Origin of the sequence: Methanosarcina horonobensis HB-1 = JCM 15518 (genome assembly GCF_000970285.1) — an archaeon.
Lineage (GTDB): Archaea > Halobacteriota > Methanosarcinia > Methanosarcinales > Methanosarcinaceae > Methanosarcina > Methanosarcina horonobensis.
Window position 1 is genome coordinate 1,763,406 of sequence record NZ_CP009516.1, and the last position, 26,620, is coordinate 1,790,025.

The following is a 26,620-nucleotide window of genomic DNA, read 5'->3' on the forward strand; positions in this document are numbered from 1 at the left end:
TGAGAATCATACTCTAAATCCTCCACCTGCTACTCCTACTCCGTCCCAGGCCATAGCAGCCTGCCTTTTTGGAGCTTTGACCAGCTGCAGGTATCCACCTGAGAAACAGTCTACCTGGTCATCGTGAACACCTTCCTGAGGGAATAACTCTAACTCAACAATGAAGGCTGTATTCCAGTGACCTTTCACGATATGGACCAGTCCGTTTTTGCTGGCAGAACTTACGGACCCGGCTCGAACGACCTTTGAACCTAATTGCTTTGTTTCCGGGATCCCGACAAAATCCCGTCCTTTGAAGACAGTCTTTGCAAAAGTGAGTGTTACGTCCTTTCCTGAGGATCCTGGCTCCTGACCCAGACGCTGCTTGATGTGTAGAGGGTCAAGTGCTATAGTTGCCTCTATTGCTTTGTCTCGATCTCCAGAGTTCTTCCTGCAGCGGAATACATCTATGACATAATATTCTCCGTTTTTCTCACCCATCAATAGCCCTACGGTCCAGTCGGGATCCGGATTTGCCTTGCTCGGTTCAGTGGAGGCCATATCCCAATAACGGACCAACTGGCAACCTTGGGGAGCTGCATCCACGAAGTCATACCATTCCCTCTTGAACATCTCACCCTTTGCTTGAATGTCCCAGTTTCCATCCCTGAGTTGAGCTTGAGTGACCGGATCCAGTTCGTCAAGGGACTCGAGGTACTCCTCCTGATCGAGATATGGGTTATCTTGGAGCTTTGCAGGAACAAAGAATCTGCCTCTTTTAGAAAGATCTTCAGGAGGATTAATAATAGTGCCCTGTTCGTCTTTGTAAGTGATGAATCGATTCTTCACCCATTCGTGACCTGCGCCTCCTGGATTGCTGGCACTCCTGCACCTTATAGGGACGTCTGAACCTTCTAACCTGCGAAGTCTGGAAAAGAGATACCTGTACTGAGTTTCTGTAAACTGTGTAAGTTCATCAAACCCTACATATTGATACTCAGAACCCTGGTATCTGAACTTATCTTTTTCAGCTTCAAGGTATCCGAATGTAAGTGTAGCTCCAGAAGGAAACCCCCACGTCTTTGTTTTCTCTTTCCATTCAGCATCTGTCCCTCTAAGCCATTCGTCTGCACGGTCCATCAGAGCGCCTGGAAGGGAAAGGTCCGTGAATGTTTTTCTAAAAAGAATAGCTGCATAATCAGGTTCTGTTACATACTGCAGACCTGCCATAAGAAGAGCGTCAGACTTCCCTCCTCCTGCAGCTCCCCCATACATTCCTTCTTTCCGGAGATCCACAAGGAACTCTGCCTGCTTGATCGTAGGGTCATGAGGGATGTAAGGGTTGTCCAGGACTGTGGCTGCAAACTCAGCTTTCGTCTGCCTCTTCGAAGATCGCATCGTACACCTTCATCCGATCTCTCAGCTTTGCAGGTTCTGCACCTGGAGCATTCACAAAGAAGTTGTTCTGAGTGTTCTTGGTAGGAGATAGCTTCCCCAGACGAGAGTCTAGGGAGTCCAGGGAATCTTTCAATGCTAATGAAGCTTTCACCCTGTTGTGCTCATGCTCTCCATTCTCAGCTATATTAAGGAGTACCTCGATGCCTCTCATGCGGTACTCGATCGTAGAGATCTCGGCCTCTACAACCCGGGCCTTAAGTTTATCCTGCTTCTCAATGACCTGGGCAGCTTCCCTGTCCTTGGCCTCAAAATATCGAAACACCGTTGATTTGGTGATCTTTTGTTCCGACTCAACTGAGAGGATCTCGGAAATCTCATCCAGGGTTTTCCCCTGATCCTTGAGTTCCTTGGTTCTCGTTTCAAGGTTAAATTTTATTATATTGTTGAGTCGCATGTTGTTTCACCTTATTTCGAAATGTTTCGAAAAGTGAGAATATAAAGGAATGTTCAGTCCTTTGGGAGATGTCCTTCTGCATTGCATACGATAATGAATGTTGCAATTTGCTCTCTTGATTTGCTCAAAAAAGTTGCTGGTCGTCTTTTAAGTTTTAATCTGTTAGCTCGCTTTACGCAGTTAGACTGATTTTTTTGAGCTGTCATACTATAATCTCCTCTACTCTTCCCCTGTTGCATGCACGAAAGGAGGCATCATCTCTGTATAATGGACAGCCTAAACAGTTGACAAAATTACTTGCCTCTGCCCGAAGCCTATCACATCTAACATTTTTCGATTCTTTTCGGATAATCGAAAGAACTCCTTTCATGGATTCTTCATAAGAGAAGTCGTTCTGACCCCTATACAGGTCCACAAGCTTCTCAAGGTCCCGAACACCAGAGTTGTAATATTCCCGACAAACAGCAATCCTCATGAAATGACCCTGTGTGCCTGTCAACTGCATCTTAAGAGCGCTTTCAATACACGGTCTTACCTTGGTCCTGTAATTAGCATGTTCAGTTGTCACAGCTTTAGAAACAGGTTTCTTGGTCTTTACTTCAGGTTTAGGCAGAGGATACTTGCTGATATCCAAAACTTCAAGCTCAATATTCGAAAATGAGGTTACGAACTCACCATTAACCTGGATTTTTGACTCTGTTTTATGGATCTGATGAGTAGCAAGAGGAAGCTTGACAAGGTTACCATACCCATCCTTACCTATTTTCTCTTGCTTCGGGAAGACTTCACAGTCAATCCCGACTTCTTTTCTAATATCCGTTCCAAACTGTTTTGCAATCTTGCCGTCTACAAGTTCTACGAATATCCAGATATGATAAGAGTGAGGACTGCCGGACTTCTCCAAGAGATAAGGTACGTCAATGGTTTTCAGGAAATTACACAGTTTAGTGCAGTTTGTTTCTGCAAGTTCATTCCTTCGTTTTACGTCTTCCTCGGTTTCAACTGTGTTTTTAGGAGCATGAGAATCAATATCAAAACAGATCCACTTCACCTTGTTATCAGGATTGAACTGGTATGCTCCTATTGTCATTTTTCCTTCTAAGTGCTGCTTTATCAGGAAATCATTTACAGGGATTTTGGTTTTGAGGTAACCCCCTTTTGGATTCTGTTGAGCAAAGACATCAGTGCGGTTAAGGACGAGAGATAACAGATCTTCGGAACTTCTTAAACAAACTCCTTTTTTTGTGCAAAATCTCCCTATATTATTAATAAATAGGGAGATTTTCGAGTTTTCGGGAAGTTTGTTTAAGAAGTTGTCTATAGGGAGATTTTGTTGATTTTCGGGAATCTGTTTAGACAGTTTATGCTTAATTGCTTCTTTAATCATTTCTTCAAAGTTTTTGCACTTGATAATCTCAGGGGTTGTAATCAAGCCTCTCTCACATGAAACTTTTATTTTCTTTTTTTGGCGTTCTTTGTAAGGCTCGATTACAACCCTCCTTTTGTATCCCCAAGTAGTAACGGCATTGCATTCTTCAACCGTACAACCAAGTGCAAAGACCAAGCTAGGAACTGCACCATTAGGATCTTTGACCCTACTCCATGCCTGCCATGTGTCACAGTGCACAGACTCATGCAGCATCCGTTTAGACTCTTCAGTATTCGAAGTAATTACATCAAAAGCATTAGATGGTTTATTGGCGACACCGACAGCGATCATTACCCTGGCTTTCGCGGATACGCCCATCATCTCAGGAGCTTTATAGTAGGTGACATCGTGTTCATGTCCTGCTTCTTTTAGGGCAGCTTCTAATTTGATTGCTTCTTTGGTATTTAGGGCAATTATAATGCAATCGTCGTTGCCGTACATTTCTAAAATGTTTATTGTTTTCGAAACAATTTCGTCTCGTTTATTATACCTTGATTCTCGCCCAATAGCGTAATATTTCTTCGAATCTGCAAGAATTAACATCTTTGAATTTGTGTTCATAGGGTCTCCCCCTATACCGAATGAAATGTTTTTTGGCGGGTCTCCGCCCATAAACATTTTTCCATAGTTATAACTGCAAACGGTAGCCGATGTCAGGAAAATCCGCTTGTCTTCCTTTTGCATGCTCATCACGAATGACGCTATAGACTGCGTATATGCCTCGTTGACAGCTGCAATACTCACCCTGATGATTCCTTGGTCCCGAATTGCACTTATAGAAATTGTTTTGCTCTGTATGATCAAAAGCATTGAAAATAATTCTAAGATGTTACGCATTTCAAGACCGAAGTCTTCACGATGCTTTGTCAATTCTATAAGTTCGCTGTACGCTCCGACGGTGACTTTGTACTCGTTTTCTCCTTCCCTGATGCCAGGGGAAGGATTAGGGAGCGAAATGTTGAGGTGATGCTTCCAGTAATTCTCGTCCTGTGCTCCCCCTAGCACCTCATGAACAGAGTTTTCTATCTGTGGGACCGTGAGCAGTTTTCCAAACTCGTTCAACACCCTACGCAGATACTTGTAGTCGCTCGGCACTCGGTGATACTTCTTCACGTCTATTAGTTTTCCAATGCCGTCTTCGTACACGTCTATTTTTACATAGTCTCCGAACTGGATTTCGTGTACCTCGTCAAGGATTACATTTTTAGAGAATGACAGCTCGTTGAGTATTTTTTCAGCCATTGTGTTTGGTGCAGATCCTGCTGCCATCATGAGAGCTGCGAGTTTTTTGTATGTGATGACAGTTCCGTGGGCATCTGGCCTCCGAAGTACTGCCGTAACTTCGCAAGAATCAAAGTTTTGGCATTCTTCACATGATCCTGCAAGAGGGAGGATAGGAAGTTTTTTTAGGTCAGGATAATCTTTGCACAGTTCCTGGTTGTATAAACACTCATGATTTGCTGGAATATGGATAATGTGTGCAGACCCTAAATCGGAATATTTTTTAGAATCTGCGACCACCGTCTTATCTGCAATCCAGTTTGTTGGAACCATACAAAGGAACTTTTCATCTCTGTTCATTGACTCGGCTATTAACGCGGTTGTTGCCCCCGCCCTCGTCGTTTTGTGGATGAGGTATTTTCCGGACTTGAAAGCCTCATAGATCTTGTAGGCTATCTCTATCCTCTTGTCTTGATTGTCCCGTGGATTTGGGGCTAGAGTAACCTGCGCCATATCAAGCCTCTGGGAGCGGGAATCTCATCTGATAATACATTTCTTGCCAGCTACACCCCTCATCGTCAGAGTCATGCTTGGCATCTGCTTTCCCACTCTCCAGTTCATCGGGAACTCGGCTGTATATAAGGGAGAGTTCATCATAGAACCCTCCTCGCAATAGTCCTCCAGGAAACCGTCATCGCTCCGGAAAAGTCCTTCAGGAGAAGGCGTGCTTCTGTAAGATAAAAAAAGCAAAGATTGCCCTTGTCGTGAACAACAAGAGCATAGAACCCGTCTTCTTCCTTCAGTACCTTGTCCTGGTCAGCTCTAAACCAGAACCGTCCTGACCGTTCACCTCTGCCCCTGTCAGATCTATGACAGGTTCTCTGGCAGGACTTAATCTCAAGGGGTCTTTCATGATACACGGCATCAAGGTTCTTTCCTACATACTGCAGTTCTGGAAGGAGAGTCTGTACAATCTCCTCGACCATCTTGCCGTTGTGGTTTGCGAGAGCGGCAGACTCAGAGGTCACTTCTAAGCACCTCTTTCTCGCCTCTTGAACTCTCCACAGTAGTCATGCGTCTCGAGTCCTTTGCAGGTTGCAGCTGATGGGTCATAGAGCAGGCACTTCTTATGGTAAGGACACTTCATACAGATCTCTCCTTATGCTCACTGATTACGACTCTACACGCCGCGATACTGCACTCAGGACAGATGTACTTGGCAACACCGATATGGACACCGAAGAGACCGTGAGCGAACCCAAAAACTTCTTTGGAGAGGTTGAAGATCCGCTTCACTCATATCCCTCCGGCAAATCAAAAGTAGACCAGATCACGGCGCCCTTCGGAGGGGTATACCGTATAGGCTTCTCAAACTTTATAGGATCCGCAAGTTTCCAATAATAATGATTTAATCCTACATCGTAAGCAAAATGTTCATGTCTACGGACTTCAATTTCATCTGGGTTTACAGGTTCACACCCTCTAATTTCAACAGTTCCGACTATCCAACCTCGTGTATATGTTCTCCATAAACAGAGTTCAGCAATTCTTTTTTGCTCAGTTGTTAGCCTGCTATAATCTTCCATCCTCTGAACTGTACACATAAACCAGTTCTGTTCAGCTATAGTTGGATTATGAGAACTTCCGTAAATTGCAACTCTCCCTCGAATATTAGTTGGTCTGCTTCTCACTTCGAGAGTTTTCAATCCTTCTACAATAAGAGAAGCCCAAGGCTGTCTAACTGCTAAAACTTTCATCAGACCGCCTCCACCATCTTCAAAGACTTTGAAGGCTTCAACTTCTCCAGGTCTGACAGATCAATCCTGAGCTTCCAGATCGACAGCTGATGCTTGCACTTTGAGCACTGGTGGTAGACCCACTGAGGCTGACCAAACCCTTTCAGATCCAGCCCGCCGTCATGATCATAGCTCTGGATCTCCCCTGTTTCCAGGGGTTCTCCGCAGGCCCTGCACTCGGTGCGATCTCCCTGCAGTACTCTCTTCCGGATCTCCCTCATGGTATGATTTGCGAGACCTGCATAGGCAATCGTGCAGGGTTCGTAGATCTTCCTTTGTTCTTCATCTTCCAGCTGCACTTTCTTCCAGCATTTCGGACCATATCCTCGTTTCACGGATGCAGAGTCTTTTAAAGGTCTGTTGCAGCGGTTGCACGTGTTCACATAAGTCCCCCCGTACAAATTGCACTTTCTCCTCCAAGGTACAGCCCAAGACAGCCACACCACATTGAACGCTGGTCTTGATACAGAATTCCTTGAGAAACGTGAGTCAAGAAGAAGGCCATCTGGTCTTCAGAAATCATGCACTCACCCCTGTATCGTCTTCTTCAGCCTGGAACTTCGAAATTGTGACTTTGGAAACCTCTCCCTTCTCAACAAGCTTGAGGAACAGGTTAACAGCTGCCTTCCGGTTTGATGCCTGTCTGTTTCCAAGGATCTTAGCGATCTCTTGATTCCAGTATTTCTGGTCAAGCCTTGCGGTGTTCTCTACTTGCTGCCAGGTGGTTTCCACAATCGAGCCTGCGTAGTTCAGGATGAGTTTCCCGTCTTCTTCCCTGTAGCGAAGATGAGGATGATTAGGGATGTCGATCCAGTAGACCTTTGTGCTTTTCTTTTTTACAGGTTCCTTCGTTTTCGCTTCTTCAGACAAAGGCTCGATCTCATCTGGTTTCGGGCCTACAAAAGGCCTGCAACGTTCTTCAGCAGGCCCCTTCTTCAACCCGCGAAACACTACCTCAGATCTGGAAAGGGGTTCAGGCTCTTTCTGCACTGGTTTCAGAGCCTCAGCAATCCTCTCTAGAGCTGCCTGCAGGGCGGAGTCAGCTGTCAAGGTAACATGAAGGTGGATAGAAAAATTCAAATCAGGAAGGGTGATACCTTCTTGGTGAGTGGAGTTCTGCCCCGGGGTGGAAGCTGAGGACGGAATTTCACTCATCCTTAACACCTCTCAGGATTTCATCGAAGTGTTTCCTGCATTCTTCAAGTGTCTGGCCCTTGACATCTATGTTAATATATTCGTGTTTGTCAAGCGTAGTAATAGTGCGCTGATAGTCTATTCTCGGGAGTTCGGTGGCATTTTCAGTCACTGTATCACCTTCACGCCGCCATCTGTTATTTCGACAGTAAACAACTTCGTACCCTGTCCGTAATCTCTTGACCTGTAAGTTTTGACAACTACAACGGTCTTACCAGGGGATTTGCTAACAAAACAGGTTTTAAGCAACTCCTTATAAAAAAATTCAACTTTGTCTCCAAAACTACGCCTTTCAGTATTTGGGTCCTTATTCATATCACTCTCTGGCTGATTGATAACAATGACAAGAGAATTGTTTCGGTTGGCGTAACTTTTCAAAGTGTTAGAAATGAGCATCATTTTTTGAAGTGTCAGTCCCTGCTCTCTTTGATTTCCAGCACAATAAACAGACAGACACGGGAGTCCAAGGGAATCGATTATCAAAAGGTCGACTTTAGGTATTTTTTTTATGAACTCGTGAAATGCTTCGAGGTCCTTAACACTTTCAAAATTTTTGTTATTGTTTGATGGAGTATACGGGTAGTACGTGACTCCAGCGTGCAACATTTCAGCTTTTTTCTTCTTAGAAATGTTTTTTTCAGGGTCTAGGTAGTATACTGACTTCCCGGCTTTCCTTGCTTCGAGTGCGGCCTGGATAGCTATACTTGTTTTACAGGTCCCTGTTTTTCCGAATATCTGTATAAGGTCGTCGTCTACGAGATCACATAGTATATCGAGCAGCCCGACCTCTCCTTTCTTTGGATCCGGTGCAGTTTCCAGCTTGTCCTCTGGCTGACTGTACAGCTCCTGACTTTTTGAATTCGCCTTCTGAAAATCAGATTTTTGTTTTTCTCGCGATTCTCTTTCTTGGCGTTCCAGCTCGTACTGCTCAGCCATCGCAAGTTTTTTTTCGTTCTCTTCCCTGGCAAGTCTGGATTTCTCTTCCTGCTCTTTTTTCTTCTGCTCGATAACCAAAGCTTCCATGCGTTTTTCTTCGTCTGTGAGCTCTCTTTTTTTTGGGGTTTCTTTTGGGGTTGAATCCACAACTGGGGGTACGTGTTCAGGAGCTTTAAGGGCATCAGCCTCCTGGGTGAACTCAAATCCTCCTGCTTTCAGGTTATCAATGGGGTCTTTTGCAGGTTCTTCTTTTTTCCCTTCACTCGCGGAATAGTCAGCTTGTTCATCAAGCAGTGCTAGAAGCGCTGGTTTATATTTTTCATCCAGAGCGTCAATAATGCTTATGACATCTGCCGGGACGCCAATGTCTTTTTTCGGGTTGTATGATTTCCCCTTGCTCCGGGCTTCGTAGATGATACTCTTCTCAAGAATTATGACTTTGACATCCCATTCGGAGTTGATCCTCATTACTGCGGTTTGCTCATCTATTTTGATCAAGGAAGGAATATTGAGGTCAAGAAGGGCTTTCATTCGGAGTTGGATAGTGTTCATGCTTGTGCCTCCGCCGCTCTCTTTTTCCTTTCAGCTCGGAACTTTGCCTCCTCTTGAACACGCTTGGTGTTTGCAGATATCTCCTCGACAAGCTCTTCCCCCATAGAAAATGCATCGAGAGTTGCCTGTGGGTCTCTGATCTCCAGCTCAAGGTTCCTTCCAGGAATCAAAGGAACGATGTACGAAAGATCTCTCTCGGTCTCAGCCTCAAAGGAAAGGACACATTGAACTCCGCGGTAATACCCTCTGAATGTCGCTTTGAACTTGGGAGGCTTTCCGACGGTATCATTCAGGCTTTTCTTTTCCAGCTCAATTGACATTGCCCAGCCTCCTCTTCTCCATCTTCTCTATCCTTACACAGTCCACACAAAGAGGTCTGATCTCATCCTCCAGAGCAACTACTCCGCACCCACACCTGGCACAGGTAGCTTTTTTGTAGGTCATTTCTTACCACCAACCTTGATCTGCACCGAAGCCTCAACCACTGAGACCTTCCTGCATTCCAGGATTTCAGGATGCAAGATAGCAAAGCCCTGAAGTTTCTTATCATCCCATGAAGCTCTCTCGTATGCTTTCCGGAAGGCAGCACTGCCATAAGAACACTTGAAAGATTCTCCATGCTTCAGGATTTCAGCCATAATCTTCTTCTCAACCTCTTCGATCTCGGGAGCATACTCTGCTTCCTTCTCAGCCCTTTCCTTCTGAAGAACGGTTATGAGGTGGTCAATTTCCTTGCACTCGACAATCAGAGCATACTTCAGGACGTCGAGCTTGTAGAACAGGCTTTCAAGGTTAGCAGGGTCTTCAATGTCAACGAAGATCGGGTCAGCAGGTGCTTTGACTGCTGGGTATTCTCCTATCTCGGCAGCTGCGAGAGCGTCTACCCTTCTTGTGTCAAACTCGCTCATGCTTTCACCCTCTCATCATAGACACATTCAACAAGTCCACCAGGGCGACATATTGAAAAAGAAGTAATACCTGCTTTGATACAGTGATATGTCAGCCTGCTTGGCAGCAGCAATGGCATGTAGCCTACGACCAACAGGTCCACATCCTTCTTTCCCTTGACTTTTTCCTGGATGCAGGACCATACCTTTTCTATCTCAATGTCGTTGTAGAACCTGTGCGGCTGCTTGTCCATCTTGTCGGCATAGACGTGGCCTACGTCTGCCGGAAGCTCCTTCAGATCTATTCTGATGTCTGTCACAATATTCACCTTTGAAAGTTTTAGATGTCGGGGGGTGACATCCGATGCTTCAGCCCGGAATCATTTCAATCCACACACCCGCGAAGGGTGCGACGCGAGTTGACCCCGGCAGGAACCGGGGCACGACTTCTACGAGTTTTTTGACTTTTGTAGGTTGGCTTAATTTATTTGGTCTGTTCGAGTTTTTTTTCTCATCCAGATTTTTTGATTTGTGTTAGTTCGTCCGGGTTGTCCCGGAAGCCGTCAGCAGGAATCGAACCTACTCTCCAGCCGTGAGAAGACCTTATGATGGCAAGGAGGAGAGCTCCGAAGAGCTCAATTCGAAAATGCTTCAGAAATCGCTTTACCAAGCTTTTCCATAACGGTTTTGTGTATATGGTTTCCAACTTCGTTTTTGGCTCCAACGCCCAGAGCATACCCTAAAACAACAGAATCAGAAGAATTCCGGAGATGTTTGTTATCCTCTTTAATCACAGGAATGGTCTTTTGGACTGCATCGAAAGCTGCTTTCGGTATCTTGAAAGTGCCTTCTATCATGTTTTCCTCATCACGCCATGCTTTGCATACTTCACAGTTACATAGTCCATCTGTAGATTCTTCAGAATCCACTTTTTTTCCAACTGGAATTTCCAGTACTATAGTTCCATGCTCTTCATTTTCTGACATTTCTTACACCTTCTTATTGAGAGCCGTCGCCAAGGTTTGAACTTGGAGTGGGGGTTATTTTTGGGGAGATCTGACACAGGAAAAAAAGAGTTCAAGCCCAATCGACGGCATTCAGCTTCAATAGTAATCTTTGTTTAGTAACTCTCTTTCCTGATCATTTATTAGGATAAAAAACAATTATGAAGTAACACCTTTGGGAGCATTTGCCGGGAGTTCACAACTTCGGGGGGAGTACTTTTCTACTAGCTTCCGGCAATCTCTAACTATCTGAGCCCTCAATGGATCGGTTTTTTCAAGCATCTGAAAAATTTCTTCAGGCATGGCTGCCAGACGTTCGATTGACGGATCAAGCATTCTGAGCAACCCCCTTCAACGTTGCAATGTAGTCTCTGTAGTCCTGTTCCTGCATCTCTGGAGTCTTCTTCATCCAGCCTCTGCCTGGCAGGTTTGCGACTATCGAGCCGTCGGCTTCTTCGCGGTAGTCTATTCCTTCCTCAAGGAGTTCTGCCAGGATTCCGAGCTTGTATTGCCAGAAATCAGGGAGAAGACCTGAGCGGTAAGTTCTGCGCTTTCCGTAGCTGGTGTTTCCGGAGGTTGATGATTCAAAGCCGGCACGCTTGGGAGACCAGGTCATGCAGCTACCTCCTGCCTGACAGGTTTCTCGATTGTATAAGTTTCATCACATCTTGGGCAGTATCGGTAGAAACCTGTAGCATCTGCCATGATACGAAGTTCCTTTCCGCACGTTTGACAGTTCACTGCGCTTCCTCCTTCGGGCATTCTGACAGGTTCCCAGGAATCCTGCCGTTGAACTGACAGACTCTTCTATCTCTTCCTTCGAATCGCGTGCTAACCAGGGATGGACAGGCTTTTTGAGTGCAGGCTTGAACTGAGGGTTTGAAGGTCATGCTTCGACCCCACACGTTTCCATTTTCATCACCCTAATCCCACGAGAGATTGCAGCTCGGTATACTTCGCTCATTTTTACATAAGGGCCGGTTCTGAGAATTTCTAGAATTTCATTGTCATCTGATTGAGGGACTTCTATAGTTCTCCTCACTGTTTCCTTGGGTATAATTAGTCACCTCTCTATCTAATAATTATATGCTAATATCTAATTTGTATGGGCAATATATAAACTTTCCTGCGAATTGCGTATAATTATATGAAAAACGATGAAAAAACGAGTATAATTATTTCCATCGTTTATATGAAACAAAACAGCATACCAATAATTATTGGTGCATGCATGGCGGAAATAAAGTATAAAAAAGAGAAAGTCACTGCAACGGTCAGTCCTCACGTTCGCAAACGGATTGATGAGTATGTGGCATCAGAAGAATTCAGCAGTGTTTCTGATTTCGTGAATACTGCATTAGCTTATTTTTTAGGAAAACTCGATTACCAGAAGGAGCTTGAAGCTGCGGCAAAAGAGCCTACACAAGTGACCGATGAACGAGATCAGCTACTCATAGATGTCATAAAAAAACTAGTGGAGAACCCTGAGCTATTGAGTAGTATAAAAGAGCAGACAAAATCTGGGGCAAGTAAAAAACATGAATCTCTCCCCTATCCTGCTAAAAGAGAATCGTTCAGCCAACAAGACTATCAAAAAGAAAGAGAAGAATGCCGCCGAAACTTCTGCCCAAACCCCAGAGAACTTACTCCAGAAGAGGCCAGAAAAGCAGCAGAAGCCAAAGCATATTATAGAGCTCTCCGTGGGGAGAAAGAAGAACCTGAAGAGGTAGGGTCAGATCAAAAAACAGAACCGGACGGTAAAAAACCCAGAGTACTTTTTGAAGGGGAACCGAAAGATTATCCACAAGAGTGGATTTTGGAATGATCTGAAGGGGGTGAAAAAAAACGTCCAAAGAAAAAACCGATAATAAAAAAGAAACTCCTTCTAAATCCCCGTCTAACTGGGATGGTGTACCAAGGGGAGAACGTGTAACTAGCGGCGATAAAAAAGGAAAGAAAAATTAAATTCCGAGGAATGCCGCAATTGCATAGAAACCCATCAATAGGATACTCACCTGAAGAGCTCTGACTGCATTCCATAGCTGTGTGGCTTTCTTGTCACAAATATCAAGACGCTCTTTTTCATCGTCCGCCATTGTGCCTATAGTTCCCTGGATCTGACGTTCTGGATTTTCATTTGATAAATGTTTAATTAAGTCATGGATTGACATCTCGTGGTTTTTTCTAGGTTTGATAGCCTTCGTGCAGATCCAGACAGTAATGAAAAAAGCTAATATGCAGCACAGGAAAAGAACTTTTGCCATTATATACGAAGAGTCAAACACTCCACAGGAATTTGAGATTGAACCCCCTGCAAGCAGACTTATCAAAAACCCTGAAATCGTGATTATAGCAATTGCTTTGTTGTCAATGTTTGAATGTTTGTTTGAAGCAATAGTAAGATTATTTATAGAGACATCGAGCAACGCATCTTCAAAATCTTTCATGGGGTATTATTTAATGCTCTTATATATAAAGAAATTACTGATCTATTCAATACGAACGTTTCGTTTACAATAAAACAACTTTTACTTATTCTTTATATATAATAAAATTAAATTTTAACTTTAGTCACACCCTTCGCGGGTATGTGGATTGAAATATATATTATAAAATTAGATTTTTACATGGCGTATTTTTCGCCATCTCTCCCCATAAAAGCAAAGAGGTGAAGCCCTCTGAGGTTGTGAAATTATGTATATAAAAACGAAATGCCCTTATTGTGAGAATGCAGTTTACCACAATGTCCATATCCGGAACGTCGAGACTCAAGATCTAACCATTAAAACCATTGAAGTTACAGACTCTATTACCGAGGAGGGCATGGTACGACATGTACTGCATACTATTCAGAAATATCTCAGTGACGGGATGGAAGTCCGGGAACTGTGCAAAATACTGACAAAGTGTTATGGGATCGCGTCAGATTACTGTTGTGATCTCGTACAGAGAATAAAAATAGAACTGGACATGTATAGTCCAGACAAGAGACATCTGTATTTTGTCCAACCATAATCAAAGCGGACCGAGAAATATATATTTTGTAAACCTATTTTAATTGTTGTATAATTAATCCTGCCTTAGTTTTTGAATTTAGATTACGAATCCTGAAGTATCTTCCACCATGCCCAGTCCACTTCCGGTCTTCTGTAACGTTACTACACTATCTCCGGTATCGACCTGAAAATCGACGACTTCTACAAGGTTTTCGATATATCTGAAGTTGAAGTTATTTGTAAAACTGAAAGATTCCTTGCAGTAGCTCTTCGTGACCATGAACACTTTACCTTCTTCAGTGGTAACGACCCACCTTTTGTCCCCTTTTTCGGATGGGTACTCATATACTTTTACCTTCTTAAAACGGTGTATCTTCCTGGATTCAGCATCATAGAACTCCATGGAGTTGTATATATTGTATTCTACTCCTCCAATCTCTAAATTCGGTATGTAATAGGTAAGAATTGATCCGTTCCTGAAAACTATTCTCGACCATTTCCAGGGTATGAAAGGTCCTACAACAATTACTTTCTGAGCATAGCATTTTCCTGAGAAATCTTTTTCAAACAATGCACCCCTGAAATCGAAATACAGGTTGGCAAGCCTGTACCCGAATAAGCCCCTGAACTGCTCGGATATCTCTGAGTTATAATTGCTATCTGAGGGCTCTTTTATATCCAGACAGCAGATTTTTTCGCCGCTGTTTGAAACATCAAGTACATACTTAGGGAAGGAACCATGGAACTCTGCCTTCATGTCTTTACTTGAGCAGGTAACCCTTTCATTTTTCACTTCAATAACTCCTAGATCATCAGTGATACCCCTCCGTATCTCATCATACGCCCAGGAAACGCAATATCCCTCCGTTTTATCGTCTATTATCCTGCTGTTCTCTACATATTTGCCATTGACTTCTATATCCCCAGCGCTCCTGCCGAATGTAAGAAAAAACTGCCGCCTTGACCCGTCATCGGCTGTAAATTTCATAAACCAGTATTCCTTTCCAAAAATAGGTAGCTCTTCAAAAGAAAACAGCAGGTCGTCAATACTTCTTTTAATTTCTTTTTTTACCAGCAGCCTTTCTATTTTGTCCTTACTTTCCTTTATCTTCTTTATTGACTCGATAAATGCCTTCTTTTCAATTTCAGGCAGGTTTCTGATATAATCATTTCTTTCTTTTATGAAGCGTAAAAGTCTGTCTTTTTCGGTGATAATTATCTCTTCAAGAGTTGTGGATCTAAGCTCTCTGTCACCTGATATGGCAGTCATTTCATTCTCCTTTAATACTCATGCAAAGTTTTTCAAGAATATAACATTCATAAGTTCTAAAAAATATAATCCTATCGTAGAAAATAAAAAATGTAATTCATCCTGGCAAAATAAGATCAAAAAGATGACTGAAAAGAGAAAATAAGGAATAAAAGTAAAAACAAGATGGAAAAATGACAAAAGGAAATTGCAAATAAAAGAAGTAATAACGGCTTTGACGCCGTTTTAATCTGTTTTTATTTTAGTTCTCTCGGCTGCTTGTTCTCAGGAAGCACAGGCAGGGCCATGGTATTAATCAGAATAGGGCTTTTGATGTCTTTTGCCCTTTCGATAACAAGTTCTTTTCCTTTCTGAGTAAGAGCAAAAAGCGGTACAGCAGTCCCTACCTGAGCGAGAGGCTTTACAAGGTCCCTGATGGGCTTTGAAGCGCAGCTGGTTGCTATATCTGAGTTTTCCAGAAGTGCCTGGGCTTCTTCCCTGTCTAAACCTGTAACATGGACTCCAATTACTATTAAATCGAGTCCGAGTTCGGTTTCAAGCTTCCTTAACTCCTTTGCTGTCTCGGAGAATGCTGCAGTTACTGCAATCTTTTTGTAACCAAGTTCTGCTGCCTTTTTTACTCCGGCAACAGGGTCCATTTTTGCAGTTGAAGGATCAAGCACGATTCCGCCGCGTTCTGTGATCCCATTGATAATGCCTTCGATTGGCTCAGTTTCAACCAGGCCGGACATCCTGCCGCCCATGCCCTGAACAAGGGTGGGGTTATTGGAAATTACAGTTCCTGCGCCTTCACAGGCGGTTACGGTCGTGTCAAGCAAGCCTCTGCTCAGGCCTGTCATCATAACTTCGGATGCTCCGAACCCTACAAAGTCATCGAGTTCAAGTCTGCGTTTGTCAGTAAACATCCCGAAATCGCTTATCCTGAACTCCATATTCTTTTTGACTTCTTCCGGGGTGATTTTCTGGATTCCGCGGATTTTGGCAAAAAGGGGGCACCATTCAACTTCAGGCTCTCCGACTTCGATAACCTTTCCATCTTTTATGACTACTCTTGTTTTTCCAAGTAATTCCATTATATGAGGCATAGTTTCACCTTTACAAGCTGAGCAAAAATGCAATAGTTAAGAAATTCAAGTTAGGAAAAAATTGCAGGTAAGATTTAGGGGTGATTACTTAATAGGTTATTGGTTTTTGCTGCTCTAACCACTTGTTAGAGAATAGTGCCAGTAATGAGCCTATTCTTTAAGATCCGTTTTTAAGGTTTAATATAATCAAAATGGACTCTATGTTTTTTATAAAACTCCGGTAATCTGCAGGTCAGCAAAATATGCCGTATTAATTTGTTTTTTGCCATATTCTTATCAATTTCTGTTATGTTTAAGAATCGATTTAATACTCCTGTTAAACTTATGAAAGTGACCCTTACTTTTTTCGTCCTGCTCTTTTGAAACTTCGGCTTTATGTTTTTAATAGCCATCCGTTTTCTTTGTTTCTTGCAGATCCCTTAATCTTTCTATTATAATTTCCTCTTGCCTTCTGTCACCAAATTCTCTGGAAATCACGAGTACTTGCTCAAAATACCTGCCTGCTGTTTCAGGCTTATTTAGATTAATATAAGAGCGACCTAACTCTTCCAGAATATTTCTCTCTTCTTCTCTGTCAGCCGTCTTTCTTGAGATCTCAAGTGCCTGCTCATAGGACTCAATCCCTTCTTTTATCTGTCCTAGAGCATTATATGTCCATCCCAGTTTTTTGAAAGCAATTATTTCTCCCCCAGTGTTTCCAGTTTCCTGGAACGCTGTCAGAGCATACTTATAATGCTCAACGGCTTTCTCCATTTTCCCCAGGCTGCTGTATCTTGTTCCTAAACTTACAGAAACCGATCCTGCTGCATTTCTATCTCCTTCATCTTCGAATATATAAAGTGCCTCTATATAACATTCAATTGATTCGCTTACTTTTCCCTGATAAAAGTACATGTTTCCTAAATTTCCGCAGGTGGCTGCTTCTCTTTTTTTCTCACCGATCTCTCTGAAGATTTCAAGTGCCTGCTCGTGGTATGTAATTGCTTTTCTTACTTCTTCCAAAAAGCCGTATATCAAACCCAATCTTTCAAGAGTTTGTCCTTCTTTGCTCTTTTCACCTGTCTCTCTCAAGACTTCAAGTTCCTGTTCGCTATATTCTGCTACTTTTTTTATTTCTCCCAGGCGGTTATGTGCCATAACCAGATTCCCGAGAGTATCTTCTTCCCCGCGCTTATCATCGATTTCTCTGGAAATTTTAAGGGCCTGCTCATAGTATCCGGTTGCTTTTCTTACTTCTCCCGACTGATAACATAAATTCCCCAGATTTCCAAGGTGATTTCTCTCTCCCTTCAAATTACCGATTTCTCTGGCAATTTTAAGTGCATATTCATGGAACTCAAGTGCTCTTTCTGTTTCTCCCAATAAACCGTATGCTAATCCTAAGTTCCCTGTAATGGTTCCTTCACTTTCTCTATTCCCTGTTTTGCGGGAGAATTCCAGTGCCTGCTCATAGTATTCAATCGCTTTTCCTGTTTCTCCTAGATGGCTATAAGCCAGACCCAATTTTCCGAGATTATTTCCTTCTTCCTTTCTATTTCCACTTACCCTGGAATTTTTTAGATCCCACTCACAAATCTTAATTGTTTTTTTGCTTTCTTCTATGTCGTTATCTGTTAACTCGAAGTTTATGGACTTACTTTTTTCTTCTCTCATACTTGCCCCCTTCTGTAGAAATTATAATTTCTATTCGTGACGTTCACGCGTCGTTCTATCTTCCCTTTTTCCCTGTGGTTCCCCTGACCACAGTTTTTAAAATCGTCTAAAATACACTGTCTTTTTTCAATAATGTTTTAAGACAAGATAATTTTTTCTTTTCAAGGATATAGACTAGAAATCGGAAATTTCAATATAGACTCTTGATTTTCCATTTCTTTTCAGAGTCTAAGGAAATTTATACAAAAATCGCTCATAAAGCTGTTATAAGGATCCTTTATGCTCTAAAAATTTATATTTCCGGTTCTGATACTGTGACGAAAGAATTTGAGTTTAGTTTAACTACAAAAAAAGAGATAAAGAAATGTCAGGGAATATATTTTCCCTGGTATCCACCTGTGATTTATTAAGGCAATGGTCTTCTGGTTTTGGTGCAGGAAACAGTTTAAGGTCTGATTTTTTTAGAAATAATGTTGCTATTTTCACAGATTCTGTTTTTGATATTGAAGCTGTTAAAAAATGAATTTTATTATTTAGAACTCTACTAACCGGTTATTTTCGACCCACACAAAACAGCGAGAAACCATTTTTTTTCTTCCGGCTTTTTGAAACTTCGGTTTTCTGTTTGTAATAGCCATCCGTTTTCTTTGTTTCTTGCAGATTCCTTAATTTCTCTATTATAATTTCCTCTTGCCTTTTGTTACCTAATTCTCTGGAAATCGTGAGTGCCTGCTCATAATTTTCAATTGCTTTTTCTTTCTCTCCAAAAAAGCTATATGTCAAACCTAATCTTTCAAGAGTTTGTCCTTCTTTGCTCTTTTCACCTATCTCTCTCAAAATTTCAAGTTCCTGCTCACTATATTCTGCTACTTTTTTTATTTCTCCCAGGCGATTATGTGCTATAACCAGGTTTTTAAGAACATCCCCTTCTCCTCGCTTATCACCTATTTCTCTGGAAATTTTGAGGCTTCGTTCATAATATTCAATCGCTTTCCCTACTTCTCCCATCTGATAGTATAAGTTACCCAAATTTCCAAAACTATTTCTTTCTCCCCCCATGTTACCTGTTTCTCTGGCAACTTTAAGTGCATATTCATAAAATTCGATTGCTTTTCCTGTTTCTCCCAAAGAACTGTATATCATTCCTAAATTCCCTATAACCGTTCCTTCACTTTCTCTATTTTCTGTTTCACGGGAGAGTTCCAGTGCCTGCTCATAGTACTCAATCGCTTTTCCTATCTCTCCAAGGCGGGTATAGGCTAATCCCATGTTTTCTAAAGCTATTTCTTCCCCTTGCTTATCGCCTATTTCTTTAAAAATCTCTACCGTCTGTTGATAATACTCAATACCTTTTCTTATTTCTCCAAGATGGCTATAAGCCAAACCCAATTTTCCGAGATTATTTCCCTCTTCTTTCCTGTTTCCACTTATCCTGGAATTTTTAAGGTCCAGTTCACAAATTTCAATTACTTTTTTATTTTCTTTTACATCATTGTGTGTTAACCCAAAATTTATTGATCTGTTTTTTTCTTCTGGCATACTTGCTCCCCCCTACAGGAATTATGTTTTTCTATGCGTGTCGTCCACGCGTGGTTCAATTATCTCTCCTTTTTTCCTGTAGTCTCCCTGATTGTTATTTTTAAGAATTATTTAAAAACATTAATTATTTTTTATAATTGTTTTTAAACAAGATAAGTTTTTTCGTTTCAAAGATAAAGACCATATAGCCTGAAATATCGATATGAACTTTTAATTCTCATCTCTTTTCAGAATCTAAAGTAATTTAGACAAAAACCGCTCTCTGAGCATTAAATGACTTCCGATGTTCTTAGAATCAATACTTTCAGTCTTGCTACTGTGCTAAAATAAGCCCGAGTTAGTCAAACTGTATGTAAATAGAGTTAAAGAAAAGTAAGGGAATAAATTACATAAAAAGTCAGGGCATAAATTCCTTGGTTATTAGCTTGTAGTTTTGTAAATCACTTTCTCTGTTGTTAGGTTTGAGGTACAAAATTCGTTGACTACTGCAGTCAGAGTTGAAAATTCACTGTTTTTTTTGCTTTTCATTTATGACCGTTTTCTCAAACTTCATTTTACTCCGTCAGAGTATCCCTTTTTTCTTTACAAACAATTTTTCCCCATAAAATTGAAAAAAAGAAGATATTAATCACCAGATCCTTTAAATTCATTCAATTCCTGCTCTAAAAGCTAATTATTCTATGATTTTCAACCGCTTTTCTTTTAACAGGGTATATTTCTTCATAAGTCAATTACTTTTTTGGTTTATCAGGATTATAGCGTATTAATCAGCAAGTTTCTCGAATCCTTTTTCTATTTGCTCATCAGTTAAGACATCTGGGATAGACTTAACAGCTGGATGCTGTACAAATCTCCATTATTGAAATATTATTAACATTTTATAAAACAGATAGTATTTTATAATAGGACTGTGTAGACTAGAGTGCCAAATCAGAAATCCAATAGCAGGTAAATTACTTCTTTTGAAAAAACCCATTTTAGAAGAAGAATTGTCCTGGTTAAGGACCGTGATCAATTAAAACAAGGAGGTATTGACCAGAGGAGTAATGTCTCATGGTCAGTAGCAGATTTTGATTGTAGAAGCCAAAACTTCTAATGTCCGGCCACTTCCAATGCCTGATCCCTATAAGGTGATTGGAGAGTGGAGGCTCTGTGTGTAACGTGTTCGCCTCACATAAATCGCAGAGAACCATATTGGATAGGTTCAAAAATATTACCAAGACGTAATATAGATTTCTGAATAACCGTATAGAGCCGACCAGATTAGGTCATCTGATCTTATCTAATTAGATACGTCGGAAAAAAGGTATTACGAGTAAGTAATATAGAATTTCAAGAAAAAAACAGGGAAAAGTATAGAATCACCCTCTAAATCTTGATTCTACTTAGATCCCTATAAAAGATCCAACCCAAGGTGATACATGATGCTAAAGAGACATCCGGGAACCCTATTCCTGATAATATACCTTCTCTTAACAGTCGTATCTACTTTGGGAAAAAATACACAACTACTCTGAAGATTTTGAGTTTACTCAAAATCTGAAAAAACCCAACCCAAAGGTGATACGATGCTAAAAAGACAGCTAGGAACCCTATTCCTTGCAATATGCCTTATTTTAACAACCGTACCTACTGTATTAGGCGATGAGAACACACAGGTAGAGAACACACAGGTAGAGAACACACAGGTAGAGAACACACAGATCATAACTGTTGCCGGAGACGGAAGCGGAGACTACAACTCTGATGGAATAGACGACCACGTCCAGATTAACCAGGCACTTGAAGAAGCAGCAAAGAACCCTGGAACAACTGTCCAGCTCAAAGGCCCGTTCACATATGATATAGGCGACTCTCTTCTGATCGGAAGTGACACAACTCTCGCCGGAGACTCAGATGTAACAATTAAGCTTGCCAAAGGACTACCTCTCTGGGGCAGCCGTGAGAGCAGTATTGCAGAAAAGAAAGCTATGCTTATGATCAGAGGCAGTTCTGCAAGCAATGTTAAAATAGAAAACTTAACTGTTGATGGTAGTCAGAGCGACTATTATCCGAATATCAGGCTCGGAACTTCAAGTTATAACATGGCAACTTTAATAAATGTTGATGGATTAACGATCCAGAACGTTACATTCCAGAACGGATGTAATGATGCCATGCTTATTTCAAAATCCAGCAACGTAATGATAGACACTGTAACTGTAAACAAACCTGGTCATGACGGTGTATATGCCTATCATGTAAACGGCATTACAGTTAAGAATTCTACATTTATTAACAGAACCAATTCATCCGTCAGGTTCGATTCCGTTACAGATGGAGTGGTTATAGACAATGAAGCTACCACATCCGGCGGCGGGTATGCAGCTCTGGAATTACAGGGAACTCTTAAAAACATAGAGGCTTCTGGAAACTACTTCCATGACCTTCCTGTTCCTGCAGTAATACGCTTAAACACACAAGAAACCAATGTAAACGTCAACGATAACAGAATTGAAAACTGCGGATAAAGAACTTTATTAACAGGAAAAGCTCTCAGTTAATTGACTGAGAGCCAATCCAATTTATTTTCTGCGTATATATTAAGATTAGAACTTATTAGATTAGAACCAAAAGTCGCCTTCTTGCCAGTCAACTTTTGAGTTTCTACTATTTTTATACTAAGGAATGATCTTTCGTCCTTAAAAATTGATCAATAGCAGTTCCTTCCATACTCCTGTTTTGTTCCAAACTTACTACATAGTCTCCTTGCTTTTATCACTGTACTTTAAACCACGGAAGTGCTCTTAGTTTCTTTAGTTTCTTTAGGATCTCTTATTTTCAGACCTTCAGGAAAAGCCGCTCTCCTGCATCGAGCATAGAGTTACTCGGGGCCTTAAAAAGCAGTATTTATAACTGGCTTGTTGGGCTTATGAGAAAAATGAGCTTTAAAGTTTTGTTAGATATTTTTGGGTATTTCTATGGCATTATTTTAACGAAATAAAAACAGGTCAAAACAGGATGGAAGCAAAGAATCATGCGGACTATTTACTGATCAACTATCTAAGTTTAGTTAACGTTCTACCGAGGTTTCTAATATATTTAATAATAATTATAGAATTGGTTGCAAAGATTTACGCTTAATTTTTTGGAAGAATCAAAAATTTACTGTCTTAGAAGATATTGAAGGGATTCTCTCTTTTTCAGGTATGATTCTTCTTTTTTAAACGTAATTCTTTGCGAGAATAAGTATAGATGACAGGGGGACATGGTATATGAAAAATTATATGCTGGCTATGCTACTTGGCGTCTTGTTCACAATGCTAATAGGAACTGGCCTTGCACAGAATGTGGAAACAGATGACGCGGAGGCTTTTCGACAGGCTTTAGAACAGGACGGGTTTATCGTACAGGAAGGTGAATTGGGTTACTTTGATTTAATCAGGTTATTAGAGGAAGGAGTATTGCCTTCTGCATATGGAAACAATCCAACCACAAAATATGTGGCATATTTTGTTCCAGCGGCATCTGGCCATGAAATAGATGAACGGATTTCTAGATTAACAAGTACGCTCGGGATGAGCGGGAATACAACTCCGTTCTGGAACCTTGGTCCTGATGAAGCTGTTGTTTTCGTGGGAAGAACACCACCGGAATGCAGATATTTCAGCTACGATAATTTCATAATGCACAGGACAATTGGGAACGAGAGGAGATGGATCTTTGCTAACATAGCAGATACAGTGAACAACATGGTTATCAAAACCGAAGGTACTCCAGATGGGTCGTCCGGGGATCCTTTCAATCAAACCACGGTGATAATCATTACTGCTGACAGAGGCATTGATCAACGCATCAGGGATGCTGCTCAATCTGCAGGGTATTCGGACGATATAATTAATACCCAGGTGCTTCCCTCAGTCATGCTGAACATGGGCCTGGATAATGATTCCGATACATTTGCCTCATTTGTCCGTCCGGCCTTATTCAATGACACGCAGGCTGGCGACGATTACATCAATAATACACCTGCAACTGTTTTCCGGATTACTCCAAACAACACTACTGAGCTTGACCCGTATGATTACCCGGAATTGAGGGTCCGCGGAACCGGGCAAACAGAGTTTGATCTTACGGATGATCTCGAAGAGCTAAGGACTGCGATTCTCAACAAATATAATGAGTCGAATGCCACAGAGCTTCCGACCAGTCAGGCAGTTCCGATAGGGAGTGATGCTATTCAGAGAGGAATCAACGGCGTAGGTCCTACCAACGATGCAGCCTATCTATGGACAGCAAACCAGACTATTTCTTCGCCAACACCTCCTTTCTATAACACTTCGGAGTACTATCCTTTCCTGCAAGACTCGGCAATTACTCTGGGCAACGATACTGATGAATTCATAATTGTCTATGGGGTTAACCATGTAGCTACAGGAAAGGCTACGTACTCGAACTTCGCAATATACGGAGCGGATGTATGGAATGGTGTTAGAGCAATCACAGACGCAGATTTCAACGGATCTGCTGAGGAATACCTACCTGACAATCCCAATGCGAAATATCTGTATGTTTATAAGCTCGCCAGGAACTGCAGTGAGGATGATCAATACTGCTACGAAGTTCCTTATGGTCAGGGAGTTCATGGTATAGAACTGGATCAACCGCTTTTCATTGGCTGGAGAGCCTACCTGGAAAATACTACAAAAACCGGGCCATCTTACTCAGAGATCCTGTACGACCGGGCTATAAAGTTTGATCCAATGAATTCTGGTAACATGAGCTCCTAATTTTAAGCAAGTTCAAGCTCTGGTTGAGTGTGTTACTCCAACACATTCCTTATTTTTTGGCTATACACCAGATCGTGTTTTATTATACTTTCCTGCTATTTAGAAAGGTTAAATTGAGTAATTTTCAGGTTTAACTGGTTTTTAGTGCTCTTCTAACAAAATCAGGAAATCAATCTTTTTTGCAGCTTTTACGGAAAGACCGCTCTCCTTCGTCGAGCGTTGAGTTTCCCTGGTTCTTAGAAATCAATATTTACAACTGGCTATGAAATATAATACAGAAAACGGGACTTTAAATTTTTGTTAAATTTTTTATGCACTTCTGTGGCATTATTTTAAAGAATTAGGAATAGGTCAAAACAGGACAGGAGTAAGGAATCGTTTGCACAATCAACAGATCAACTATCCAAATTTAGTTAACGTTCCACCAAGGTTTCTAATACATTTAATTATAATTATAGTATTAATTGCAAAGAATTGCATTTTATTTTTATGAAGTATCAAAAGTATATAATCTTAGAAAGAATTAAAGAGATACTCTTTTTAAGTTCAACCTTTCTTTTTTAAGTGTAATTTTTTGCGAGAATAACTATAGCTGACAGGGAGACATGGTGCATGAAAAATTATCTAGTAGTTATATTACTTGGCGTTTTGTTCTCGATATTTACAGGAACTGCACTTGCACAGGATATGGAAACAAATGACACAGAGGCAAATATCACAGAGGCGAACGATACAGAAGCTTTTCGACAGGCTTTAGAGCAGGACGGATTCACCGTACAGGAAGGTGACTTGGGATTTTTTGATACAATTAGATTATTAGAGGAAGGAGTATTGCCTTCTGCGTATGGAAACAATCCAACCACTAAATATCTGATATATTTTGTTCCGCCAGCACCTGGCTATGAGGTAGATGAACGGATTTCTGGATTAACGAGTATTCTTGGAATAGGTGGGAACACAACCCCCTTCTGGAACCTTGGTCCTGATGAAGCTGTTGTTTTCGTGGGAAGAACACCTCCGGAATGCAGGTACTTCAGTTACGATAATTACTTAATACACAGGACAGTTGGGAACGAGAGGAGATGGCTCTTTGCTAACTTTGCCGATCCGATTAATAACCTGGTTATTAAAACTGAAGGGACTCCAGATGGTCAGCTTGGAAATCCTTTCGATCAAAGAACGGTAATAATCATTACTGCTGACAGAGGCATTGACCAGCGCATTCGGGATGCTGCTCAGTCTGCAGGATATTCGAACAATACAATTAACACGCAGGTGCTGCCCTCGGTCATACTGAACATGGGCCTGGATAATGATTCCGATACATTTGCCTCATTTATCCGCCCGGCTCTGTTCAATGACGCGCAGGCTGGTGAGAATTACATCAATAATACACCTGCAACTGTTTTCAGGATTACTCCCAACAACACTACTGAGCTTGACCCGTATGATTATCCGGAGTTAAGGGTTCGTGGAACCGGACAAACGGAGTTTGACCTGACGGATGATCTCGAAGAGCTGAGGATTGCCATTATCAACAAATATAATGGGTCAAATGCAACGGAGCTTCCAATCAGTATGTGGGCTTCGGTAGGGACTGATGCTATCCAGAGAGGTATAAATGTCCTGGGTCCCAATAACGATGCAGCCTATCTCTGGACAGCAAACCAGACTATCTCTTCGCCAACACCTCCTTTCTTTGACACGTCGCAGTACTATCCTTTCCTGCGAGACCCGGCAATTACTCTGGGCAATGATTCCGACGAATTCATAATTGTCTATGGGGTCAATCATGTAGCTACAGGAAAGGCGACGTACTCGAATTTCGCAATATACGGAGCAGATACATGGAATGGAGTTAGAGCGATCTCTGATGCGGATTTCAGTGGGTCTGCTGAGGAATATCTTCCTGATAATCCAAACGCGAAATACCTGTATGTCTATAAGCTAGCCAGGAACTGCACAGAAGATGATCAATATTGCTATGAAGTTCCTTATGGTCAGGGAGCTCGTGGCATAGAGCTGGATCAGCCGCTTTTTATTGGCTTCAGGATTTACCTGGAGAATACAACAAAAACCGGACCAGCCTACTCGGAGATAGTGTACGACCGGGCTATAAAGTTCGACCCTCAGGATTAAGGCAAAAAAAAGAATCAAGGTAAAAGGAACTGAATATTAAAAATTAAAGCTTAAGGCAAATTAAAGCTCTGGCTGAACGTGTTTGCAGATAACACGTTCATTTTTTTAGTATGCAACGTCAGAGCTGTATCTATCTTCTTTTTTGTCTGCAAAGCCGCTCTCCTTCGTCGAGCGTGACGTTGCTTGGGGTTCTAATAAGCAATATGTTCAGCACGGCTGTCGTTTTGAAAATAAGAAATTGGAATTAGTTTAGGACGCAAAAAAGTAAGAGAAATCAGAGAACAAAAATTCCCTGATCACTTCAGTACTAAACAGTAAT

General features: G+C 41.6%; 32 protein-coding genes. 7 read left to right on the forward strand and 25 right to left on the reverse strand.

Going from position 1 to position 26,620, the window contains the following annotated elements:
* Window positions 1-6: 6 nt before the first annotated feature.
* From terL to MSHOH_RS07840, 4 genes are all read right to left on the reverse strand, one after another.
* The gene (gene terL / locus MSHOH_RS07825) at window positions 7-1,377 is read right to left on the reverse strand and encodes a phage terminase large subunit (protein WP_052730763.1); all 1,371 of its coding nucleotides are present in this window, start codon (window positions 1,375-1,377) and stop codon (window positions 7-9) included.
* The gene (locus MSHOH_RS07830; RefSeq protein ID WP_048138700.1) at window positions 1,346-1,831 is read right to left on the reverse strand and encodes a hypothetical protein; all 486 of its coding nucleotides are present in this window, start codon (window positions 1,829-1,831) and stop codon (window positions 1,346-1,348) included. Before MSHOH_RS07830 ends, terL begins: the two co-directional genes overlap by 32 nt.
* A 202-nt stretch (window positions 1,832-2,033) precedes the next feature.
* Window positions 2,034-4,994 (reverse strand): TOTE conflict system archaeo-eukaryotic primase domain-containing protein, encoded by a 2,961-nt coding sequence (locus MSHOH_RS07835; RefSeq protein WP_048138701.1) that lies wholly within the window; start codon window positions 4,992-4,994, stop codon window positions 2,034-2,036.
* Between the two features lie 140 nt (window positions 4,995-5,134).
* Window positions 5,135-5,509: a hypothetical protein gene (locus MSHOH_RS07840; RefSeq protein WP_048138703.1), complete on the reverse strand. Its 375-nt coding sequence runs from the start codon at window positions 5,507-5,509 to the stop codon at window positions 5,135-5,137.
* Window positions 5,510-5,585: 76 nt separating this feature from the next.
* Between MSHOH_RS07840 and MSHOH_RS24270 the strand changes: the two genes are divergently transcribed.
* Complete coding sequence (locus MSHOH_RS24270) at window positions 5,586-5,882, forward strand: hypothetical protein (protein WP_162197584.1); 297 nt, start codon at window positions 5,586-5,588, stop codon at window positions 5,880-5,882.
* Here the strand turns inward: MSHOH_RS24270 and MSHOH_RS25980 are convergent.
* The 16 genes from MSHOH_RS25980 to MSHOH_RS23590 form a co-directional block, all read right to left on the reverse strand.
* Window positions 5,774-6,238, reverse strand: coding sequence for an ASCH domain-containing protein (locus tag MSHOH_RS25980; RefSeq protein ID WP_048138705.1), 465 nt, complete (start codon window positions 6,236-6,238; stop codon window positions 5,774-5,776). The genes MSHOH_RS24270 and MSHOH_RS25980 overlap by 109 nt on opposite strands.
* Window positions 6,238-6,660, reverse strand: coding sequence for a DUF6011 domain-containing protein (locus tag MSHOH_RS07850; protein WP_048138706.1), 423 nt, complete (start codon window positions 6,658-6,660; stop codon window positions 6,238-6,240). Before MSHOH_RS07850 ends, MSHOH_RS25980 begins: the two co-directional genes overlap by 1 nt.
* A complete protein-coding gene (locus MSHOH_RS23570) occupies window positions 6,657-6,800 on the reverse strand; it encodes a hypothetical protein (RefSeq protein WP_158024082.1) in 144 nt (47 codons plus the stop codon). The genes MSHOH_RS07850 and MSHOH_RS23570 overlap by 4 nt, the downstream gene beginning before the upstream one ends.
* Window positions 6,797-7,432 carry a hypothetical protein gene (locus tag MSHOH_RS07855; RefSeq protein ID WP_048138708.1) on the reverse strand — a complete coding sequence of 212 codons (636 nt, stop codon included), beginning with the start codon at window positions 7,430-7,432 and terminating at the stop codon, window positions 6,797-6,799. The genes MSHOH_RS23570 and MSHOH_RS07855 overlap by 4 nt, the downstream gene beginning before the upstream one ends.
* Window positions 7,425-7,583 (reverse strand): hypothetical protein, encoded by a 159-nt coding sequence (locus tag MSHOH_RS23575; RefSeq protein ID WP_158024083.1) that lies wholly within the window; start codon window positions 7,581-7,583, stop codon window positions 7,425-7,427. The genes MSHOH_RS07855 and MSHOH_RS23575 overlap by 8 nt, the downstream gene beginning before the upstream one ends.
* Window positions 7,580-8,959 (reverse strand): P-loop NTPase family protein, encoded by a 1,380-nt coding sequence (locus tag MSHOH_RS07860; RefSeq protein ID WP_048138710.1) that lies wholly within the window; start codon window positions 8,957-8,959, stop codon window positions 7,580-7,582. Before MSHOH_RS07860 ends, MSHOH_RS23575 begins: the two co-directional genes overlap by 4 nt.
* Window positions 8,956-9,279, reverse strand: a complete 324-nt coding sequence (locus MSHOH_RS07865) for a hypothetical protein (protein WP_048138712.1) — start codon at window positions 9,277-9,279, stop codon at window positions 8,956-8,958. Before MSHOH_RS07865 ends, MSHOH_RS07860 begins: the two co-directional genes overlap by 4 nt.
* Window positions 9,269-9,403 (reverse strand): hypothetical protein, encoded by a 135-nt coding sequence (locus MSHOH_RS25580; RefSeq protein WP_275425561.1) that lies wholly within the window; start codon window positions 9,401-9,403, stop codon window positions 9,269-9,271. The genes MSHOH_RS07865 and MSHOH_RS25580 overlap by 11 nt, the downstream gene beginning before the upstream one ends.
* Window positions 9,400-9,867 carry a hypothetical protein gene (locus MSHOH_RS07870; RefSeq protein WP_048138714.1) on the reverse strand — a complete coding sequence of 156 codons (468 nt, stop codon included), beginning with the start codon at window positions 9,865-9,867 and terminating at the stop codon, window positions 9,400-9,402. The genes MSHOH_RS25580 and MSHOH_RS07870 overlap by 4 nt, the downstream gene beginning before the upstream one ends.
* Complete coding sequence (locus MSHOH_RS07875; protein WP_048138716.1) at window positions 9,864-10,166, reverse strand: hypothetical protein; 303 nt, start codon at window positions 10,164-10,166, stop codon at window positions 9,864-9,866. Before MSHOH_RS07875 ends, MSHOH_RS07870 begins: the two co-directional genes overlap by 4 nt.
* Before the next feature lie 191 nt (window positions 10,167-10,357).
* Window positions 10,358-10,516: a hypothetical protein gene (locus tag MSHOH_RS23580; RefSeq protein WP_158024084.1), complete on the reverse strand. Its 159-nt coding sequence runs from the start codon at window positions 10,514-10,516 to the stop codon at window positions 10,358-10,360.
* Complete coding sequence (locus tag MSHOH_RS07880; protein WP_048138718.1) at window positions 10,482-10,832, reverse strand: hypothetical protein; 351 nt, start codon at window positions 10,830-10,832, stop codon at window positions 10,482-10,484. The genes MSHOH_RS23580 and MSHOH_RS07880 overlap by 35 nt, the downstream gene beginning before the upstream one ends.
* Before the next feature lie 177 nt (window positions 10,833-11,009).
* Window positions 11,010-11,186, reverse strand: a complete 177-nt coding sequence (locus MSHOH_RS23585; protein WP_158024085.1) for a hypothetical protein — start codon at window positions 11,184-11,186, stop codon at window positions 11,010-11,012.
* Complete coding sequence (locus MSHOH_RS07885; RefSeq protein WP_048138720.1) at window positions 11,179-11,466, reverse strand: hypothetical protein; 288 nt, start codon at window positions 11,464-11,466, stop codon at window positions 11,179-11,181. Before MSHOH_RS07885 ends, MSHOH_RS23585 begins: the two co-directional genes overlap by 8 nt.
* Window positions 11,463-11,591 (reverse strand): hypothetical protein, encoded by a 129-nt coding sequence (locus tag MSHOH_RS25585; RefSeq protein WP_275425562.1) that lies wholly within the window; start codon window positions 11,589-11,591, stop codon window positions 11,463-11,465. The genes MSHOH_RS07885 and MSHOH_RS25585 overlap by 4 nt, the downstream gene beginning before the upstream one ends.
* Window positions 11,588-11,740 carry a hypothetical protein gene (locus MSHOH_RS23590; protein ID WP_158024086.1) on the reverse strand — a complete coding sequence of 51 codons (153 nt, stop codon included), beginning with the start codon at window positions 11,738-11,740 and terminating at the stop codon, window positions 11,588-11,590. The genes MSHOH_RS25585 and MSHOH_RS23590 overlap by 4 nt, the downstream gene beginning before the upstream one ends.
* A gap of 257 nt (window positions 11,741-11,997) precedes the next feature.
* On the opposite strand from MSHOH_RS23590, the gene MSHOH_RS07890 reads away from it, so the two are divergent.
* Window positions 11,998-12,675: a ribbon-helix-helix domain-containing protein gene (locus MSHOH_RS07890; protein ID WP_048138721.1), complete on the forward strand. Its 678-nt coding sequence runs from the start codon at window positions 11,998-12,000 to the stop codon at window positions 12,673-12,675.
* A gap of 136 nt (window positions 12,676-12,811) precedes the next feature.
* On the opposite strand, the gene MSHOH_RS07895 is transcribed toward MSHOH_RS07890, so the two are convergent.
* A complete protein-coding gene (locus tag MSHOH_RS07895; protein ID WP_048138724.1) occupies window positions 12,812-13,297 on the reverse strand; it encodes a hypothetical protein in 486 nt (161 codons plus the stop codon).
* A gap of 247 nt (window positions 13,298-13,544) precedes the next feature.
* On the opposite strand from MSHOH_RS07895, the gene MSHOH_RS07900 reads away from it, so the two are divergent.
* Window positions 13,545-13,865, forward strand: coding sequence for a hypothetical protein (locus MSHOH_RS07900; RefSeq protein WP_048138726.1), 321 nt, complete (start codon window positions 13,545-13,547; stop codon window positions 13,863-13,865).
* 78 nt (window positions 13,866-13,943) lie between these two features.
* Here the strand turns inward: MSHOH_RS07900 and MSHOH_RS07905 are convergent, their stop codons facing one another.
* The 3 genes from MSHOH_RS07905 to MSHOH_RS07920 all read right to left on the reverse strand — a co-directional run bounded on the left by MSHOH_RS07905 (window position 13,944) and on the right by MSHOH_RS07920 (window position 17,854).
* The gene (locus MSHOH_RS07905; protein ID WP_239451267.1) at window positions 13,944-15,116 is read right to left on the reverse strand and encodes an ATP synthase subunit B family protein; all 1,173 of its coding nucleotides are present in this window, start codon (window positions 15,114-15,116) and stop codon (window positions 13,944-13,946) included.
* Window positions 15,117-15,352: 236 nt separating this feature from the next.
* Window positions 15,353-16,201, reverse strand: coding sequence for a methanogenesis marker 8 protein (locus MSHOH_RS07910; protein WP_048138728.1), 849 nt, complete (start codon window positions 16,199-16,201; stop codon window positions 15,353-15,355).
* A gap of 381 nt (window positions 16,202-16,582) precedes the next feature.
* A complete protein-coding gene (locus MSHOH_RS07920; protein WP_048138732.1) occupies window positions 16,583-17,854 on the reverse strand; it encodes a tetratricopeptide repeat protein in 1,272 nt (423 codons plus the stop codon).
* A gap of 364 nt (window positions 17,855-18,218) precedes the next feature.
* Between MSHOH_RS07920 and MSHOH_RS23595 the strand changes: the two genes are divergently transcribed.
* Entirely contained in the window at window positions 18,219-18,377 is a 159-nt protein-coding gene (locus tag MSHOH_RS23595; protein WP_158024087.1) for a hypothetical protein, read from the forward strand.
* A gap of 29 nt (window positions 18,378-18,406) precedes the next feature.
* On the opposite strand, the gene MSHOH_RS07925 is transcribed toward MSHOH_RS23595, so the two are convergent.
* Entirely contained in the window at window positions 18,407-19,393 is a 987-nt protein-coding gene (locus MSHOH_RS07925) for a tetratricopeptide repeat protein (RefSeq protein WP_048138734.1), read from the reverse strand.
* A gap of 1,568 nt (window positions 19,394-20,961) precedes the next feature.
* Between MSHOH_RS07925 and MSHOH_RS07930 the strand changes: the two genes are divergently transcribed.
* The 3 genes from MSHOH_RS07930 (at window position 20,962) to MSHOH_RS07940 (ending at window position 26,301) form a co-directional block, all read left to right on the forward strand.
* Window positions 20,962-21,903 carry a right-handed parallel beta-helix repeat-containing protein gene (locus MSHOH_RS07930; protein WP_048138736.1) on the forward strand — a complete coding sequence of 314 codons (942 nt, stop codon included), beginning with the start codon at window positions 20,962-20,964 and terminating at the stop codon, window positions 21,901-21,903.
* A 744-nt stretch (window positions 21,904-22,647) separates the two neighbouring features.
* On the forward strand, window positions 22,648-24,162 hold the full coding sequence (locus MSHOH_RS07935) for a hypothetical protein (RefSeq protein WP_048138737.1): 1,515 nt from the start codon (window positions 22,648-22,650) through the stop codon (window positions 24,160-24,162).
* Window positions 24,163-24,774: 612 nt separating this feature from the next.
* Window positions 24,775-26,301: a hypothetical protein gene (locus tag MSHOH_RS07940; protein ID WP_048138739.1), complete on the forward strand. Its 1,527-nt coding sequence runs from the start codon at window positions 24,775-24,777 to the stop codon at window positions 26,299-26,301.
* Window positions 26,302-26,620: the final 319 nt, after the last annotated feature.

Excerpts from the sequence above, each read along its gene's own strand:
- terL (WP_052730763.1), bottom strand. The coding sequence starts at position 1,377 with ATGCGATCTTCGAAGAGGCAGACGAAAGCTGAGTTTGCAGCCACAGTC.
- MSHOH_RS07830 (WP_048138700.1), bottom strand. The coding sequence starts at position 1,831 with ATGCGACTCAACAATATAATAAAATTTAACCTTGAAACGAGAACCAAG.
- MSHOH_RS07835 (WP_048138701.1), bottom strand. The coding sequence starts at position 4,994 with ATGGCGCAGGTTACTCTAGCCCCAAATCCACGGGACAATCAAGACAAG.
- MSHOH_RS24270 (WP_162197584.1), top strand. The coding sequence starts at position 5,586 with ATGGGTCATAGAGCAGGCACTTCTTATGGTAAGGACACTTCATACAGA.
- MSHOH_RS25980 (WP_048138705.1), bottom strand. The coding sequence starts at position 6,238 with ATGAAAGTTTTAGCAGTTAGACAGCCTTGGGCTTCTCTTATTGTAGAA.
- MSHOH_RS23570 (WP_158024082.1), bottom strand. The coding sequence starts at position 6,800 with ATGATTTCTGAAGACCAGATGGCCTTCTTCTTGACTCACGTTTCTCAA.
- MSHOH_RS07855 (WP_048138708.1), bottom strand. The coding sequence starts at position 7,432 with ATGAGTGAAATTCCGTCCTCAGCTTCCACCCCGGGGCAGAACTCCACT.
- MSHOH_RS07860 (WP_048138710.1), bottom strand. The coding sequence starts at position 8,959 with ATGAACACTATCCAACTCCGAATGAAAGCCCTTCTTGACCTCAATATT.
- MSHOH_RS07865 (WP_048138712.1), bottom strand. The coding sequence starts at position 9,279 with ATGTCAATTGAGCTGGAAAAGAAAAGCCTGAATGATACCGTCGGAAAG.
- MSHOH_RS25580 (WP_275425561.1), bottom strand. The coding sequence starts at position 9,403 with ATGACCTACAAAAAAGCTACCTGTGCCAGGTGTGGGTGCGGAGTAGTT.
- MSHOH_RS07870 (WP_048138714.1), bottom strand. The coding sequence starts at position 9,867 with ATGAGCGAGTTTGACACAAGAAGGGTAGACGCTCTCGCAGCTGCCGAG.
- MSHOH_RS07880 (WP_048138718.1), bottom strand. The coding sequence starts at position 10,832 with ATGTCAGAAAATGAAGAGCATGGAACTATAGTACTGGAAATTCCAGTT.
- MSHOH_RS23585 (WP_158024085.1), bottom strand. The coding sequence starts at position 11,186 with ATGCTTGATCCGTCAATCGAACGTCTGGCAGCCATGCCTGAAGAAATT.
- MSHOH_RS07885 (WP_048138720.1), bottom strand. The coding sequence starts at position 11,466 with ATGACCTGGTCTCCCAAGCGTGCCGGCTTTGAATCATCAACCTCCGGA.
- MSHOH_RS23590 (WP_158024086.1), bottom strand. The coding sequence starts at position 11,740 with ATGACCTTCAAACCCTCAGTTCAAGCCTGCACTCAAAAAGCCTGTCCA.
- MSHOH_RS07890 (WP_048138721.1), top strand. The coding sequence starts at position 11,998 with ATGAAAAACGATGAAAAAACGAGTATAATTATTTCCATCGTTTATATG.
- MSHOH_RS07895 (WP_048138724.1), bottom strand. The coding sequence starts at position 13,297 with ATGAAAGATTTTGAAGATGCGTTGCTCGATGTCTCTATAAATAATCTT.
- MSHOH_RS07900 (WP_048138726.1), top strand. The coding sequence starts at position 13,545 with ATGTATATAAAAACGAAATGCCCTTATTGTGAGAATGCAGTTTACCAC.
- MSHOH_RS07905 (WP_239451267.1), bottom strand. The coding sequence starts at position 15,116 with ATGACTGCCATATCAGGTGACAGAGAGCTTAGATCCACAACTCTTGAA.
- MSHOH_RS07910 (WP_048138728.1), bottom strand. The coding sequence starts at position 16,201 with ATGCCTCATATAATGGAATTACTTGGAAAAACAAGAGTAGTCATAAAA.
- MSHOH_RS07920 (WP_048138732.1), bottom strand. The coding sequence starts at position 17,854 with ATGAGAGAAGAAAAAAGTAAGTCCATAAACTTCGAGTTAACAGATAAC.
- MSHOH_RS23595 (WP_158024087.1), top strand. The coding sequence starts at position 18,219 with ATGTCAGGGAATATATTTTCCCTGGTATCCACCTGTGATTTATTAAGG.
- MSHOH_RS07925 (WP_048138734.1), bottom strand. The coding sequence starts at position 19,393 with ATGCCAGAAGAAAAAAACAGATCAATAAATTTTGGGTTAACACACAAT.
- MSHOH_RS07930 (WP_048138736.1), top strand. The coding sequence starts at position 20,962 with ATGCTAAAAAGACAGCTAGGAACCCTATTCCTTGCAATATGCCTTATT.
- MSHOH_RS07935 (WP_048138737.1), top strand. The coding sequence starts at position 22,648 with ATGAAAAATTATATGCTGGCTATGCTACTTGGCGTCTTGTTCACAATG.
- MSHOH_RS07940 (WP_048138739.1), top strand. The coding sequence starts at position 24,775 with ATGAAAAATTATCTAGTAGTTATATTACTTGGCGTTTTGTTCTCGATA.